Source organism: Nostoc sp. (assembly GCF_036917675.1).
Classification (GTDB): domain Bacteria; phylum Cyanobacteriota; class Cyanobacteriia; order Cyanobacteriales; family Nostocaceae; genus Nostoc.
In genome coordinates, this window is sequence record NZ_JBALCT010000051.1 from 96,377 (window position 1) to 111,535 (window position 15,159).

The 15,159-nt window shown below is 41.4% G+C and carries 13 protein-coding genes; 8 read left to right on the forward strand and 5 right to left on the reverse strand.

What is annotated here, in order from left to right; all coding sequences use genetic code 11:
• Positions 1-493 precede the first annotated feature (493 nt).
• The 4 genes from V7K31_RS18455 (at position 494) to V7K31_RS18470 (ending at position 5,142) form a co-directional block, all read left to right on the forward strand.
• On the forward strand, positions 494-1,723 hold the full coding sequence (locus tag V7K31_RS18455; RefSeq protein ID WP_335095883.1) for a tetratricopeptide repeat protein: 1,230 nt from the start codon (positions 494-496) through the stop codon (positions 1,721-1,723).
• A 158-nt stretch (positions 1,724-1,881) separates the two neighbouring features.
• The gene (gene cobA, locus V7K31_RS18460; protein ID WP_335095885.1) at positions 1,882-3,510 is read left to right on the forward strand and encodes a uroporphyrinogen-III C-methyltransferase; all 1,629 of its coding nucleotides are present in this window, start codon (positions 1,882-1,884) and stop codon (positions 3,508-3,510) included.
• 103 nt (positions 3,511-3,613) lie between these two features.
• Positions 3,614-4,210, forward strand: coding sequence for a dephospho-CoA kinase (coaE, locus tag V7K31_RS18465; protein ID WP_335095886.1), 597 nt, complete (start codon positions 3,614-3,616; stop codon positions 4,208-4,210).
• A 626-nt stretch (positions 4,211-4,836) separates the two neighbouring features.
• Positions 4,837-5,142, forward strand: coding sequence for a hypothetical protein (locus V7K31_RS18470; RefSeq protein ID WP_335095889.1), 306 nt, complete (start codon positions 4,837-4,839; stop codon positions 5,140-5,142).
• A 539-nt stretch (positions 5,143-5,681) separates the two neighbouring features.
• Here the strand turns inward: V7K31_RS18470 and V7K31_RS18475 are convergent.
• The 4 genes from V7K31_RS18475 to cysE form a co-directional block, all read right to left on the reverse strand.
• On the reverse strand, positions 5,682-7,085 hold the full coding sequence (locus tag V7K31_RS18475; RefSeq protein ID WP_335095890.1) for a hypothetical protein: 1,404 nt from the start codon (positions 7,083-7,085) through the stop codon (positions 5,682-5,684).
• Positions 7,086-7,334: 249 nt separating this feature from the next.
• Entirely contained in the window at positions 7,335-7,700 is a 366-nt protein-coding gene (locus V7K31_RS18480; RefSeq protein WP_335095893.1) for a DOPA 4,5-dioxygenase family protein, read from the reverse strand.
• A gap of 309 nt (positions 7,701-8,009) precedes the next feature.
• Positions 8,010-8,600 carry a Crp/Fnr family transcriptional regulator gene (locus tag V7K31_RS18485; RefSeq protein ID WP_335095896.1) on the reverse strand — a complete coding sequence of 197 codons (591 nt, stop codon included), beginning with the start codon at positions 8,598-8,600 and terminating at the stop codon, positions 8,010-8,012.
• 193 nt (positions 8,601-8,793) lie between these two features.
• Positions 8,794-9,522 (reverse strand): serine O-acetyltransferase, encoded by a 729-nt coding sequence (cysE, locus tag V7K31_RS18490; protein WP_335095898.1) that lies wholly within the window; start codon positions 9,520-9,522, stop codon positions 8,794-8,796.
• A gap of 226 nt (positions 9,523-9,748) precedes the next feature.
• Between cysE and V7K31_RS18495 the strand changes: the two genes are divergently transcribed.
• Both V7K31_RS18495 and cysK read left to right on the forward strand, forming a co-directional pair.
• A complete protein-coding gene (locus V7K31_RS18495; protein WP_335095900.1) occupies positions 9,749-10,219 on the forward strand; it encodes an RrF2 family transcriptional regulator in 471 nt (156 codons plus the stop codon).
• Between the two features lie 18 nt (positions 10,220-10,237).
• Positions 10,238-11,200, forward strand: a complete 963-nt coding sequence (gene cysK, locus V7K31_RS18500; protein ID WP_335095903.1) for a cysteine synthase A — start codon at positions 10,238-10,240, stop codon at positions 11,198-11,200.
• Positions 11,201-11,748: 548 nt separating this feature from the next.
• Here the strand turns inward: cysK and V7K31_RS18505 are convergent.
• Positions 11,749-12,459, reverse strand: coding sequence for a cadmium resistance transporter (locus V7K31_RS18505; RefSeq protein WP_335095905.1), 711 nt, complete (start codon positions 12,457-12,459; stop codon positions 11,749-11,751).
• Positions 12,460-12,724: 265 nt separating this feature from the next.
• Between V7K31_RS18505 and V7K31_RS18510 the strand changes: the two genes are divergently transcribed.
• A complete protein-coding gene (locus V7K31_RS18510) occupies positions 12,725-13,387 on the forward strand; it encodes a cadmium resistance transporter (protein ID WP_335095907.1) in 663 nt (220 codons plus the stop codon).
• Positions 13,388-13,723: 336 nt separating this feature from the next.
• Positions 13,724-15,157: a BCD family MFS transporter gene (locus V7K31_RS18515; protein ID WP_335095910.1), complete on the forward strand. Its 1,434-nt coding sequence runs from the start codon at positions 13,724-13,726 to the stop codon at positions 15,155-15,157.
• Positions 15,158-15,159: the final 2 nt, after the last annotated feature.

A 15,159-nucleotide genomic window follows, 5' to 3' on the forward strand; every position in this document is an offset into this window, starting at 1 on the left:
AAACATCATCAAACCTCTTACACCATTTTTCAAAGCATGGGGGCATGGCGGCGGGAATTGTCTCTTTAATTGGAGGTTACTTTGACGTGAAAGCTAGTCTGAGAAAGCATTATACCCTTTTTTGCTCCCCTCTTCTGTCTAAATCCCCTTAGATGAGATTACACTTGTATCAAGTTAGGTTAATCACTTATAATTCCTGCTATAACCCTGGCAAAGCTACGCTTTTACTCCCCTAAGAGCTTGTTATTAGGGGCTGGGGTGTTTTTTTTGCTCCTTCCTATGTCTCCGTATGGGAATGCATTCATGTGGGCTGCTGACTCAATGTGTGACTGGAGGCAGAGCCTCTAATCAGCCATTTCTAGCTTTGCATGGGAACGAGAGAAAGCGAGTCCAATTGTGGGAGATTTAGTTTTCCCAGTTAAGAGTTCCCTTTCATGATGGCAATTAGCCGAACTCGATATTACACGTAAACCAAGCAGATAAGGTAATAAAAATGCTGAAAAATAAGAATCTACTGGTAGCAGCTATTATCTGCTTGTGTTTGAGCAATGCTAGTACTGCTTTTGGTAAAGATGTTGGCGTTTTTTTATCAAAAGTTGATGACTCCGCACAGCCCGCAGTTCCTCAGAAGAAAAACGCAGCTGCTCATTTTAAGCAAGGAACCAATCTCTACAAACAAGGAAATTTAAAAGGAGCAGAGGCGGCTTTTAGGAAAGCAATTGAATTGCAACCGAACTTTGCACAAGCTTATATTGCTTTGGCAAATACTCTCGACGATCAAGGCAAACCACAAGAAGCGATCGCACTTTACAAAAAAGCCATTAGCCTCGATCCTAAAGACTCTGAAGCATACTTTAATTTGGGTTTGACTTTCACAAGACTGAATCAGTTAGAAGCGGCGATTGCCCAATATAAGCAAGCTCTCAGCCTTGAACCTAACTATGCAGACGCTCACTATAACTTAGGAAATGTTCTGTACGCTCAAGGCAAGCTAACAGAAGCAGTCACCGAATATAGAACAGCGATTCGCCTGAAACCCAATTATGCACAGACTTACCTGCATCTGGGAAATGCTCTGTACGATCAAGGTAAGGTAGCAGAAGCTCTTATCCAGTACAAAAAATCCATTAGCTTTGATCCCAACTATGCAGATGCTCACTATTACTTAGGTAACGCCTTGTACGCTCAACGAAAGCCAGCAGAAGCAATCGCGGAATATACAATAGCCATTCGCCTCGAACCGAAAAATCCCGCAGGTTATAATGCTTTGGGAAATGCTTTTTACGCTCAAGGCAAACTAGAAGAAGCGATCGCCCAGTACAAAAAAGCCATTAGCTTCGTTCCCAACGATGCAGATGCTCACTATAATTTAGCAAGCGCTTTTTACGCTCAAGGCAAGCTAGCAGAAGCAATCGCCGACTATAACGAAGCGATTCGCCTTGATCCCAAACATGCACAAGCTTACGCAGGTTTGGGAAATGCGATGGACGATCAAGGTAAACCACAAGAGGCGATCGCACATTACAAAAAAGCCATTAGCCTTGTACCAAATGATGCATTCACTTACTATAATTTGGGAATCACTTTGGGAAGACAACAACAGCCACAAGAAGCGATCGTTAATCTCAAAAAAGCTAGAGAGTTATTCCAAGCTGCCCAAAACAAGGAGATGGTTGAGCAAGTTGATCAGTTAATCCAAAAAATTAATCCGCAAACAAATTGAATAAAGGGTATGGGGCATTGGGCAAAACAGTTCCGAGTTCCTCTTTTCCGAGTTCCAAGTAAAGAAGTGAGATTCCCCACTCAGCACTCAGCACTCAAAACTCAGCACTGATGAGGGGCATTGGGGGAAGCAGAACTATTGATAAATGACAAATGGCCATGATTCAAAAAAGGGGCAAAGTCTACCTCGTGGGTGCTGGACCTGGAGATGTGGCATACCTAACAGTAAAAGCTTACAATCTCTTAGCTGCTGCTCAGGTGTTAGTCTACGATGCCCTGGTAGATGCTCAATTATTGCAGTGCGTACCACCTGATTGCTTGAAGTTGGATGTCGGGAAACGCGGTGGTAAACCCAGTACAACGCAAGCACAGATTAACAAGTTACTGGTAAAGCATTGCCATCAAGGAAAACAAGTTGTACGGCTCAAATCAGGCGATCCGTTAATTTTTGGGCGTTGCGCTTCCGAAATTGAAGCGTTGAAAGCATCTGGTTGTGATTTTGAACTAGTACCAGGAATTTCCTCAGCCCTTGCAGCACCTTTGTTAGCAGGAATTCCCCTCACAGATCCGGTGTTGAGTCGCACTTTTGCAGTGCTTACAGCTCATGAACCAGAGGTTTTAGACTGGGAGGCACTGTCACGCTTAGAGACACTGGTAATTTTGATGGGAGGGCGACATCTGCCAGAGATTGTACATCAACTGGTGGGGCACGGGCGATCGCACTTAACACCCATTGCCATCATCCGTTGGGCAGGAACTCCTGATCAACAAATTTGGACAGCGCAACTGGGTAATATTCTGGAACAAACCACCGAATTATCCCTTTCTCCATCGGTAATTGTGATTGGCGAAGTTGTTGGGCTACGCAAGTACTTACAACCTGAGAATATATATTTAGACGATTTAGACGAAATTATCACGCATTCCCAGGCGGAACCTACGAACGAGAGTATTCCCACACCCCAACTTATGTTAAGTAACTTCCCCTCATCACCTCTTCCCCTGACTGGCAAAACAATCCTGGTGACACGTTCAGTGGGACAATCGAGCCAATTTAGCGATCGCCTGATCGCATCAGGTGCAACAGTCATCGAAATGCCTACTTTAGAAATCGGCCCGCCCTCCAACTGGGAAGCATTAGATAATGCGATCGCTCATTTATCTGACTTCGACTGGTTAATTCTCACTTCTACCAATGGTATAGACTACTTTTTTGAAAGGCTAATCGCCCAAGGTAAAGATACCCGTGCCCTAGCAAGTGTCAAAATTGCCGTTGTTGGCGAGAAAACAGCCTATAGTCTCAAACAACACTCTCTCCAACCAGATTTTATTCCCCCTAACTTTGTTGCCGATTCTTTAGTGGAAAATTTCCCAGATCAACTGGATGGTAAAAAGATTTTATTTCCCAGAGTTGAAAGCGGCGGAAGAGAAGTTTTGGTTAAGGAATTAACTGCCAAGGGAGCAAAGGTGATAGAAGTTGCCGCATATCAATCTTGTTGTCCTAGTGCTATTCCACCTGTGGCAGAGTTAGCTCTCCAAAACCGCAAGGTAGATGTGATTACCTTTGCCAGTTCTAAAACTGTACAATTTTTCTGTCAACTTACTAACAACATATTTCCCAGCAACTCTGATGTTAGCCAATTCTTAGAAGGAGTTTGTATTGCCTCTATCGGTCCCCAAACCTCCAAAACTTGTCATGTTTTATTCGGACGTGTGGATATAGAAGCTGAAGAATATACTTTAGATGGTTTAACCCAAGCACTGATAACATGGGCAAGCAATTCTTAGATGAGGGGCAAAGGGACAGAAGGATGGAGGAGAATAATTAATAACAAATGACAAATAACAAATGAAAAATAACAAATGAAAAATAACAAATGAAAAATGACAAATGACTAAACGCATAATCGGCTTAACCGGAGGTATTGCTACAGGCAAAACCACTGTCACCAATTATTTAGCTAGCGCTTATAACCTAGCGATTTTGGATGCAGATATTTATGCTAGAGAGGCAGTATCTTTAGGTTCGCCTATTCTGGGTGCGATCGCTCAACGTTACGGCGAACAAATTTTACTCCCAGATGGTAGCCTCAATCGCCAAAAACTAGGCGAAATTATCTTTAATCGTCAAGATGAACGCAACTGGATAGAGAATTTAATTCATCCTGATGTGCGCGATCGCTTCCTCAAAGCAATTGCCCAATCCTCTTCACAAATACTGGTGTTAGTAGTGCCTCTATTATTTGAAGCCGGAATGACTGATTTGGTTACAGAAATCTGGGTAGTGCGTTGTTCCCAAGAGCAACAGCTACAAAGGTTGATACAACGAAACCATTTAAATAGAGAACAAGCACGAGCTAGGATCAACAGCCAATTATCTATCGAAGAAAAAGTGGCTCATGCAGATGTCATTTTAGATAACTCCTCCACCCTAGAAGTATTGCTAGAGCACGTAGATGTAGCTCTAAAAACCAGAAGTAGGGAATAGCTCCTATTTATTTTAAAAAATACTCCTATCTGACCAAATATTATTCAATAATTCGGTGGTTTTACAGTTGAAGCTGTGCTTAATAGTACTGTAAATTTAAGTGAATAGTAAAGCTATTAAGCTGAAAAACATCTAATTTGGATAACCGAATTAAACACAACTCTTGTGGGGTCAATACGGTTCGGTTAACGTATTTATTCCTCGAAGATCCCCCCAACCCACGCCAGTCGCTCCCCTTAAAAAGGGGGGCTTCTAAACCTCTTTTACCCCCTTTTTTAGGGGATCGCCGCAGGCGGGGGGATCTTAACTGAACCGTATTGCTTGTGGGGTGGTCATCTTGCCGCCCTAATTATGCAAGTTAAATGTGGAACAGCTTATCACCTCTGGTGTGGTATCAGATACTCAAGATTGAAGGTAATCAAGTAATTAATAGTATTAGTAACAGGGAATTTTTACCTGATGCATATAGCATTATTAATAACATCAATAGTTTATTTCACAGAAGACAAAATTTAGTATAAGTTCAACATTAATATCTCATAATTATGTTTTAAAAACCAGAACTTTCACTTATTAGTTCGATTTTTAAATTGTTGTTAAGTACCTTATTTTCAATCAGAACAGGTATGAATTTGAGCTTTAGTTTTTTAAAGAAAATAGTTCTGGTTAACTCTCCAGCAACCGAATTAAAAAAGAACTATAAAATACACGATTACAGCCAACAAGTTTGGGGAAGTGACTATGTATTTGAGCGTCTCAATGAAGGAACGAGCGGCTACATGACTGGAATCGGGAAAGGCATCAAACCCGGCGATCGCATTATTTTACTAAAAGGCAGTGAATCTTATCAATATCAAGTTGAAGAAATTGATTACTACTCCGATCCATCTGATATGTGGATGGCTTTACTCAAGCAAGTACTTGTTGAGTAAATATTAAAATCAACCAGTTACTTAAATTCGATATGTGAAGATTCTCCTTCTCTTACTAGACAAATAAAAGAAGTGATATAGCGTTTCCTAATAAGAATGAGGTTAAGCTGTAGCTCATGCACCTGGGAACCGCTATATACAGCGTTTTTCAAGTAAACTAGGTACACAGGTAGGGGCACAATAATGTTTATTGGTGTCAACTTAACGTAAAAACCTCCCTAGAACAAGCTTTACAGCAGAATTCAGAATTAAGGAGTCAGAATTCAGAAGCAAAACAGGCTTGATGTCTGGCTTTGAGACTTAGCTTGTGTACAACACCCAACTTGAAATCTGCTGTATCTCGTTCCCAGTCGGAGACTGGGAATGCCTATGTGAGGCTCCGCCTCAAGACTTGCGGCAGAGCCGCAACGAGTAGCATTTCCAGCCACAGGCTGGAAACGAGGTTTTGTTTTAAAGGGGTTTGAGCTTAAGTTGACACCTATGAACAATGTTGTGCCCTTACAATAATCTCTACCTCACCAAGTTGCAATCTGCTGTATCTATTTTAAGTTGATCAAAAAATGAGCTATTAAAGTATTCCTTTCGTAGGATAGCAAGTAAATATGCAAGAGATTTGGGTTATCTTTATCAAGGTGCATCACTGAACCATCAACTGCTAAGTGGTGATGATCTATCCAACGCTCCTGTGAATCTAGTAAAAAACTAAAGTAGGGGCTGACATCTGGATGATTTTTCGTTAATTCATCGTAGCTTTGATAAAAAGGAGGTATCCCAATTCCCATCGGCATATATAAGCCTTTAGGATACTCTTCTACAGGCAATTGAGGAAGCGTTTTCAGATTAATCCCACTAATGAATAATCTATTTTGTTCACTAGTTTTAGTATCTGTGAATACTAACTCAATTTCCTGCAAATTTTGTTCAATACCAATCGGTTTAATGTTTCTTAAAATGGCTTTGTCAAATTTGCCTATTCTCCAGTATTGATTTCCCCAAGGCTTATTTTGATCGTAAAATCCTGGTGATCGAAAACTTGCAAATTTAACTTCATTGTTAGCGTCGTAAAAATCTCTCCATTTTGTAATATTGGTCGCTAGCGTAGTTCTAACTTTTCGACTTTGCTCTCCCGATACAATTATCTTTTCATCAAGGGGAAACTGAGCAGCAACTTCTTTTTCATCAATTACGTTTCTCAGAAGACTAGTCTTTACTATTGTGCCACTTGGATCTTGCCAGTGTTCTAATCTCCACCAATGCTGCCAATAAGAAATTTTATTAATATTTTCAAAAATATTTTTGTAATGTCCCATCGGGAAGGTAAACCAACTTTGATAATAAAGGGATTTATTACCATCCTCTTTAGTGAAAAGTAAAATCTCCCAATATCCTGCATTTAAGCAATTATTAGCCAAAGCGACCTCTACAAGGTTTTGCTTTTCAAAACCGTCTCCTCCAACAATTTCTATATTTTTTGAATTAGCAGGAAAACTAACCTGTTGTCTGTTCCACTCGCGGTCTGTCAAAGCGATTATTTCTAAACCTTGATCTTTTTTAACCCATTCGGGTGCTTTAGGAACTAATAGCTCTAAATCAACATTTTTTATAACTATTCGTGCTGTTTGTTTGTCTGTTGGCTCAAGCACAAAATCGAAATGTGTATTATCTCTCTTAATAATTGTTAATTTCCGATTAGAATATCTTTGAAAATTTTTGCCTAAAGGCGCGGGATTTGCTGGATAATCAACATTAGATAATTCTTGTAGTTTTATACTCATCTGATTATCAAATTTATATCTGGATTTAAACCAGAAACCACTCAGTCCCAGTAAACCAAGGCATAGGATGAGGGTACTAAATAAAATTTGTTTCTTTGTGACTCTGAAATTAGGGTTGCCAAATCGGGAAATGCCTGCACTTGTTTCCTTCACAGAGGTATTTTTCATGGAAAAGTTTCTTTTTATGAGAATGCTGACCAACAGCATAACCTTTGTGTGAAAGTAATTCCTGATTTCTATTAGCAAAGCTCACATTAATAAATATAGGACTTACGCACAAGTTACGGAATAACGAACCACAGAGGCGCAGAGGACACAGAGAAATCAGAGTTTGAAAGATATTTTGCGTAAGTCCTAAAATAGTTATCTGGAATTAAAGGGTTTAAGTAAAGAACTTCATAAAGTGAGCTACTTGCTTTAATTGGATAAAGTCGAGCTAAACTGTCGAAGAAACTCAATATTCAAATCTAGCTTTTTTCCTAACCATAGGGAATGAACTGCGTGATCTGCCACAGCATCGCCTGTCTCAGGGTGGACAAGAATATCCAATCCCTCACGATTGAGCATTAACCAAGGAACGACTTTATCAAACTGATTTGGTAAGAAAGCAACTTGATACATCCCTTGTGGGTGAGGCCCGATGGGCTTGTCAAACCAGCGTCCGAGTTGCAGGTCAAACCTAGCACCCAATCCTTCACGTACACGCGCAGCTACATCCCGACTTGCGGTATCGAAGTAAACATGAGCGTGAAAACCAGTGATCTTGATAATATCTTCTTTCATAAATCCACTTTTCGCTCTCAACTCTAATTTTAGATAGCAGACTTTTTCTTTCTCACTCAAAAGAACAAAGCAACTCTACTCTAACCTGAGTTATTTAGAAAAACTGGGCTTACCGATTTGGCTGGATTTGTCTAGTGTTTATAGCGATCGCTAGCCAAATAATTTTTGAAGAATAATACAGAAGCTAAAATTCAGAATCAAAACGATTGTGAATTTTGAATTTGGAGCGTACCCCTTCTCTAAGCAAGCTACTTGCAGCGTCTCGTAGAAAAGCGACGTGACAGCGATCGCTCCTTTTGCTGAAATAATCTAAATTTCGTAGCACCAAATTTCTTCTTCTCGCAACACAATTCGATGCAGGGAGAGACGATTAATCAAGCCTTCTTGCTCAAACTGCCCAAGAACACGAGTGATAGTGACACGAGTTGAACCGAGCATTTCCGCCAGGTCTTCATGAGTCAAACGCATATCTATTAAACGTCCCTTCTCAACTTCCGAACCAAATTTTTTGGATAACCATGCCAATAGCTTGATGAGCATAGTATCGACTTTTTTATGACTACGAATGATCATCAATTCTTGAGACTGTTGGATATGGGCAAGTAGAATTTCTGTTAGTTGAGTCCACTCCTCTAAAGGTAAAACTGTCGCTTCCACTTTAGTTAGGCATTCCATCTGATAAGGTTCTAATTTTGACAAAGCCTTGCCAACGACATCTCCAGGACCCCACAATCCCAGAGCGACGGTTGTACCATCTTCCAGATAGGTAAAAGTCCTAACAAAACCCGTTTCAATCTTCCAAAGTCCATTTTTATGCTCTGGCAAAAATGACCTACGGGCAAAAATATGCTTAGTATTATTACTAGTTGAGCTAGATAAGCTTGTGTACAAAGACACCATACTATATAAGACTATTCTCCGATAAATTAACCGTAGTATTATATTTATATCAGGTTCTAAGAACCTATGGGTATTTTAAAGAGGGGAGTTAGGAGAGACGCGATTAATCGCGTCTGTACAGGAGTTAGGAGAGACGCGATTAATCGCGTCTGTACAGGAGTTAAGAGTTATTATTTCCCCCATGCCCCATTCTCTAAATTCCCGCACCATCAAGAAAATCTTCAATCATCCCATCAGAATTTTCGCTCTTAGGTTTGTCGGTTGGTTCGTCGCCAAGCTCAGTTGGGGACAAACTTGATTGATCTTCCAACTGCTCGAACTGTTTCTCTAGAGCCTTGACGCGTTCAAATAAAGCGCGGATTACTTCAGCTTCTACGTCGCGTACTTTATCATGATCCAGAACATTTGTAACCGAGTTGTTCTGACGAGTCACGCGCCCTGGAATCCCGACTACAGTGGTGTTACTGGGTACATCTCGCAGCACCACAGAACCGGCTCCAATACGGACGCGATCGCCAATTTGAATATTTCCTAAAACCTTCGCACCCGTTCCCACAACTACATGAGAGCCTAAAGTAGGATGGCGTTTGCCGCTTTCTTTCCCCGTCCCGCCAAGGGTGACGCCTTGATAAATTAGGGCATAGTCCCCCACGATCGCTGTCTCACCAATCACTACTCCCATCCCGTGGTCAATAAATACTCCCTGACCAATTAATGCCCCAGGATGGATTTCAATTCCGGTTAAAAACCGACTAATATGAGAGATAAATCGAGGTATAAAGGGAATCCCCATTTTATGCAGCCAGTGTGCCAATCGATGAAACACTAGGGCATGAAGTCCAGGGTAACAGAACAATACTTCTAGCCAGTTACGGGCTGCTGGGTCACGCTCAAAAATGGTTCGCAAATCAGTTAGTAGCATACTCTGTTAGGATTTTTGTTGGTACGTAAGGCTCTGAAAACAGAAGCTCAGGATAATTTCCACAAAAACATTAAGTCATTCATGGGAATTGTGTAAGATAATAATCTACGGTAAATCGATAGGATATAGTGTTTTTGTGGGTAGTAAATGGGATGCTATCACATCCAACACTTTGAGAAAAATTAATTTCTCATAAACCGCGATCAATACCCCAATTCACCGTAGTATGTTGATTACAGTCTTGAATAGCCAAAATTACGCTCTTTTGGATCTGTCTTCCAAAGTGGAATACGCGCTGCTAGCACTCTTAGAACTGGCAAGCCACTATGGAAAAAAAGTTCCCCTGACCATGAGCGAGATTACCGCCAAGCAACCTATACCTGAGCGCTACCTGGAACAAATTTTGACCAACCTCCGGCGTGCTGGTGTAGTGCAAAGTCAACGCGGCTCTAAAGGAGGTTTCGTTTTAGTTCGTGAACCTTGGCAGATTACAATACTTGAAATTGTCACTTTGGTCGAAGGCGAGCGGAAAGAGAAAGATACTTCTGACTCTTGCACTTTGGAAAAGACTCTGGTTTATGAAGTTTGGGATCAAGCTAACGCTGCCTCAATTGAAGTTTTGGGTCGCTATACGCTCCAAGACTTGTGCCAGGAAAGGGAAACTCGCGCACAGCAAAGCCCGATGTATTATATTTAGTCACCAAGGAGTACTGATATGCGGATAGCGAAAGATATCACAGAGTTAATCGGACGAACTCCTTTAGTTCAATTAAACAAGATTCCCCAAGCTTCGGGAGCGGTTGCTCAGATTGTGGTGAAGCTAGAAAGCATGAACCCAGCATCTTCTGTAAAAGACCGGATTGGTGCGAGTATGGTAGAAGCGGCCGAAGAAGCAGGCTTGATTCACCCCGGAAAAACTGTTTTAGTAGAGCCGACTTCTGGGAACACAGGAATTGCCCTGGCGATGGTGGCGGCGGCTAAGGGTTATCATCTTATTCTAACGATGCCTGACACAATGAGCCAGGAAAGACGATTAATGCTCAAAGCTTATGGCGCTCAAGTAGAGTTAACGCCAGGGGTAGAAGGGATGCGAGGAGCGATCGGTCGTGCAGAGCAGATTTTAGCTCAAACGCCCAATGCTTATATGTTGCAGCAGTTCCGCAACCTTGCTAACCCGAAAGTTCACGCCGAAACCACAGCAGAAGAAATTTGGGATGATACCGATGGACAGGTGGATATTCTCGTGGCGGGAGTCGGTACTGGTGGGACGATTACCGGAGTTGCAGAAGTTATTAAAGGGCGGAAGCCGAGTTTTCAAGCGATCGCAGTTGAACCAAGCAACAGCCCGGTATTAACAGGTGGTAAATCAGGACCTCACAAAATTCAGGGTATTGGCGCGGGATTTGTCCCAGCAATTTACCGTCCAGAACTGGTAGATGAAGTGATTCAGGTAGCAGATGAGGAGGCGATCGCTTACAGCCGTCGCCTAGCAAAAGAAGAAGGATTACTATCGGGGATTTCTACTGGCGCTGCTTTATACGCGGCTATTCAAGTGGCACAACGGCCAGAAAATGCCGGTCGCCTAATCGTCATGATCCAGCCTAGCTTCGGCGAACGCTACCTCAGCACCTCACTGTTCAAAGACCCAGAGGAGAATGAGTGGTTGAGTAAAGTTTGATTCCGCATAGCAATTTGAGATTTTAGGGACTGACAAAAAATAAATTATCGCGTAGGGTGTGTTAACGCGACAGCGTAACGCACTATTATCTGTTAGGCGGTGCGTTAGGCTTAACGCCGTAACGTACCCTATGACTATATGGTTGGATATTTTTTAATTGGCAGTCCCTTAGAGGATGAATGAACAAGTATTTTTGGTAACATCAAAGCATTAAGAACCTAACCCCCCTAGCCCCCCTAGCCCCCCTCTTCCCTACCAGCGTTGGGGGGTTTCAAAGCCTCTCAGGAGTGGGGGAGAGGAATGCAAGCGGGGTTTCTAGTATACTTTACGACTTGTTGATTCATCCTCTTATATCATGTCCGCTTGATTACTTATAAAACCCCAAGAACCCCACCCCGGCAAAGCTACACTTTGTCTCGCCTCCCGAAGAGCGGGGAGGGGTTCTTTTATTATGGGTAATTTGGCGGACATGATATTAAAGGATGTTTGAAACAAGGGGCAAAATCCCCTTGTTAAAGGTAGGCAATCAAAATCTCAAATTGGCTTTGTTATTTACTAGAATTTTCGCCAATTTCATCGGCACTTTCATTATTTTTCACCAAAACCATCAAACAGAAGCAACTAGCAGCTAGCTTGATTAAGCTCAAAGCTTCACTTTTTAATATAATAAAAGCGCCTAATCCGATCAGAACAAAAGGCACAATATTATTAACGTAGCGAGTCAATATATCAGCTATGACTCTGTTGTTAGTTAATTTGTATGCAGCGTAGCACCAAACTCCTAACAAGAGATAAAATATTCCGAGAATTACCAAAAAAGTCTCTAAGTTGCTGCTAGCAAATAAAGGCACGTAGACACTAATATTATCGCTACCATTGGCAATTGTAACGGCTGCCACACTATAAGCTTGGGGAGAAAAAAAACTAGTAATTGTTGATGCTTCAGTTTCTTCTGTTGTAGTTATAACTTCTTTTGATGAATCTTCTTCCCGATTCACTAAGCTACTGATACCTATGGACATTGGGAGTAAACCAAGTAATCCAATCCAGCTTTTTGATAAAACTAATCCACCGAATAAACCAGTAAGACTAAGGATTAATAGAATCGTAAAACCTAGAAACTGACCAGCAACTATATGCCGGGGGCGAAAGTTAGCATTTATTTGAGAAAAAAACAACAATAGAATGACAATATCATCAATATTGGTGGCAATGAATGCAATTGCCCCTGTAGTAATTGCAGTAAGTAACTCGTTCATATTTTATTTTATACAAGAAAAGTTCCTGGATATTTTTATCACTAAAACTTGGTTTATTGTTTAAGTAATTACTTTGTCATTTTAAAGTTTAGTGATACCAGAAGGTTAAAATAATTCGTAATTGAATTAGTTAGTAATTTCGACCCCAACTTTCTTCTAGACCACCAAGAAATATAATTTTGAGGGGGGACTTAAATCCAATAATTACGAATTACGAATTAGTTAATTTGGTATGGTGATAAATCGTAGGTTCTAAAAATCCAGCATGAATAAGTTAGGGACAGCCTTCAGTGAAGGGATAATTGCCTTCATAGCCACTAACATAGATGACATCATAATGTTGTTAATATTTTTTTCACAGGTAAATGTTAATTTTCGCCCCCGGCATATCTTACTCGGTCAATATCTGGGTTTTGCAGTCATTATCATCGCTAGCTTACCAGGATTTTTTGGTGGATTGGTCGTGCAGCGAGAATGGATAGGATTGCTAGGACTGCTACCAATAGTAATTGGTCTTCAACAATTAATATATAGAAAAGAAGAAACGACAACAGTTCAGACAGTCAGCAATGATTTTAGTCAGTCCACACCTACTAACCCCGTATTATCTTTTATTTTGAGTGTTTTGCACCCCCAAATCTATAAAGTTGCAGCAGTAACGATCGCTAATGGTGGTGACAATATTAGTATATATATTCCGTTATTCGCTGGTCATGATCTTACCAGCTTGGGAGTAATTTTAAGTATATTTTTTGTCATGGTAGGGGTTTGGTGTGCGATCGCTTATTTTTTAAGTCGCCAACCTACCATTGCTTATATTTTAAGTCGCTACGGTCAAGCTGCCGTACCTTTTGTGTTAATTGGCTTGGGTCTATTCATTATGTATGAGCGAGGTACATTCACTCTACTGCCTTGGATGAGAAGTTAATCTATGTTGGATGTTGAATGCTGGATTTGGGATTGAACAATGAAAACCCCAATCTGAAATCTAAAATTTGTCATAGAAATACGCACAAAATTGTTGGTGTTCGATCTTCAGAGAAAAACTTTTTGTTTAGCAATGCTCATCGAGGTGTTGACCGTGCCAATTGCCAAATTGCGATATCTTCTCTACGAGACGCTACGCGTAGCTTGCTTAAGAGAAGGGGTACGGTGAGCTACGCTAACGCAACTTCCACTTTTGGTTCACTGATTTGGAGCGGGTAGGGTTTATCTTTATTTAAAGAGAGATATTAAATCCGACAAACTATACGAAAAAGTAGCTATGGCAAGCGGTGAAGTATTTGATACCAAAGCAAAATCCCTATCTGTGCCAAAAGTAAACCTGCTGACCATGTTTCGCCTGGGTTTATTTCAAATGGGGTTGAGCATGATGTCCATTTTGACTCTGGGTGTACTCAACAGAGTCATGATTCAAGAAATAGCAATTCCGGCGACGCTGGTATCAGTAGTTCTAGCACTGCCCTTATTTGTTGCTCCTTCCCGTGTGTGGTTCGGCCAGATTTCGGATGCCAAGCCGTTATGGGGATACCACCGCACAGCTTATGTTTGGGTGGGAGCGGCAATATTTGCGATCGCAGCCTTTTTAGCTGTACAAGTAATGTGGCAGCTTAATAATGCCGCAAGTAGTGCAGGTGGTTGGGCATGGACAACCCAAACAATCGGCTGGACAGCGCTTCTATCGCTGATATTCGCTATATACGGTCTAGGAATTTCTGCTAGCGGCACTGCCTTTGCTGCTTTGTTGGTGGATATATCTGAAGAAGATAACCGTTCCAAAGTAGTCGGTGTGGTTTGGTCGATGCTGATGGTGGGGATTATTATTGGGGCGATTATTAGTGCAAGTTTGCTGAAACAATTAACACCAGAAGCAACAACAGCAACCTTGGAGGCGGCGATCAATAGGCTGTTTATCATCGTTCCAGCAATTGTATTTGGTTTGGCGATCGCCGCGACATTGGGTGTAGAAAAAAAGTACTCTCAATATTTAAGCCGTTCCACACTGGTAAACCGGGAAGACAGCATAACTCTGGGCAAGGCTTGGGAAATCTTGACAGCTAGTCCGCAAACAGGTATATTTTTCACCTTTTTACTGGTGATGACTCTCTGCTTGTTTATGCAAGACCCAATTTTGGAACCTTACGCGGGTCAGGTATTTAAAATGCCTTTGGCTGAAAGTACTAAACTGAACGTTTTTTATGGAATAGGTATATTGATTGCCTATGGTGTGAGTGGTTTTTTGATTGTGCCACGTTTAGGTAAGCAAAGAACTGCAAGACTAGGATGCATATTAGTGGCATTTTGTACAGCATTACTTGCGATATCAGGCTTCACAGCTAATCCAGCTTTCCTGAAGCTAAGTTTAATTTTCTTCGGTTTAGCCACTGGTGTCTTAACTACAGCAGCAGTTAGCTTAATGTTGGATCTCACCGCCGCAGAAGCCGCAGGTACATTTATTGGGGCTTGGGGGTTAGCGCAGTCTGTCTCTAGAGGCGTGGCAGTGGTTTTAGGTGGTACTTTATTGGATGTAGGTCGTAAGCTATTACCCAATTTAGTTTTAGCTTATGGACTGGTATTTGCTTTAGAAGCTGTGGGAATGATCGTGTCAATTTGGTTTCTCAACCGGGTGAATGTAGCGGATTTTCAAACAAATACCAAGCTTGCGATCGCTTCGGTTTTAGAAAGCGATTTAGATTAAAC

Coding starts and splice junctions, on each gene's coding strand:
- V7K31_RS18455 (WP_335095883.1), top strand. CDS start 494: ATGCTGAAAAATAAGAATCTACTGGTAGCAGCTATTATCTGCTTGTGT.
- cobA (WP_335095885.1), top strand. CDS start 1,882: ATGATTCAAAAAAGGGGCAAAGTCTACCTCGTGGGTGCTGGACCTGGA.
- coaE (WP_335095886.1), top strand. CDS start 3,614: ATGACTAAACGCATAATCGGCTTAACCGGAGGTATTGCTACAGGCAAA.
- V7K31_RS18470 (WP_335095889.1), top strand. CDS start 4,837: ATGAATTTGAGCTTTAGTTTTTTAAAGAAAATAGTTCTGGTTAACTCT.
- V7K31_RS18475 (WP_335095890.1), bottom strand. CDS start 7,085: ATGAAAAATACCTCTGTGAAGGAAACAAGTGCAGGCATTTCCCGATTT.
- V7K31_RS18480 (WP_335095893.1), bottom strand. CDS start 7,700: ATGAAAGAAGATATTATCAAGATCACTGGTTTTCACGCTCATGTTTAC.
- V7K31_RS18485 (WP_335095896.1), bottom strand. CDS start 8,600: ATGGTGTCTTTGTACACAAGCTTATCTAGCTCAACTAGTAATAATACT.
- cysE (WP_335095898.1), bottom strand. CDS start 9,522: ATGCTACTAACTGATTTGCGAACCATTTTTGAGCGTGACCCAGCAGCC.
- V7K31_RS18495 (WP_335095900.1), top strand. CDS start 9,749: ATGTTGATTACAGTCTTGAATAGCCAAAATTACGCTCTTTTGGATCTG.
- cysK (WP_335095903.1), top strand. CDS start 10,238: ATGCGGATAGCGAAAGATATCACAGAGTTAATCGGACGAACTCCTTTA.
- V7K31_RS18505 (WP_335095905.1), bottom strand. CDS start 12,459: ATGAACGAGTTACTTACTGCAATTACTACAGGGGCAATTGCATTCATT.
- V7K31_RS18510 (WP_335095907.1), top strand. CDS start 12,725: ATGAATAAGTTAGGGACAGCCTTCAGTGAAGGGATAATTGCCTTCATA.
- V7K31_RS18515 (WP_335095910.1), top strand. CDS start 13,724: ATGGCAAGCGGTGAAGTATTTGATACCAAAGCAAAATCCCTATCTGTG.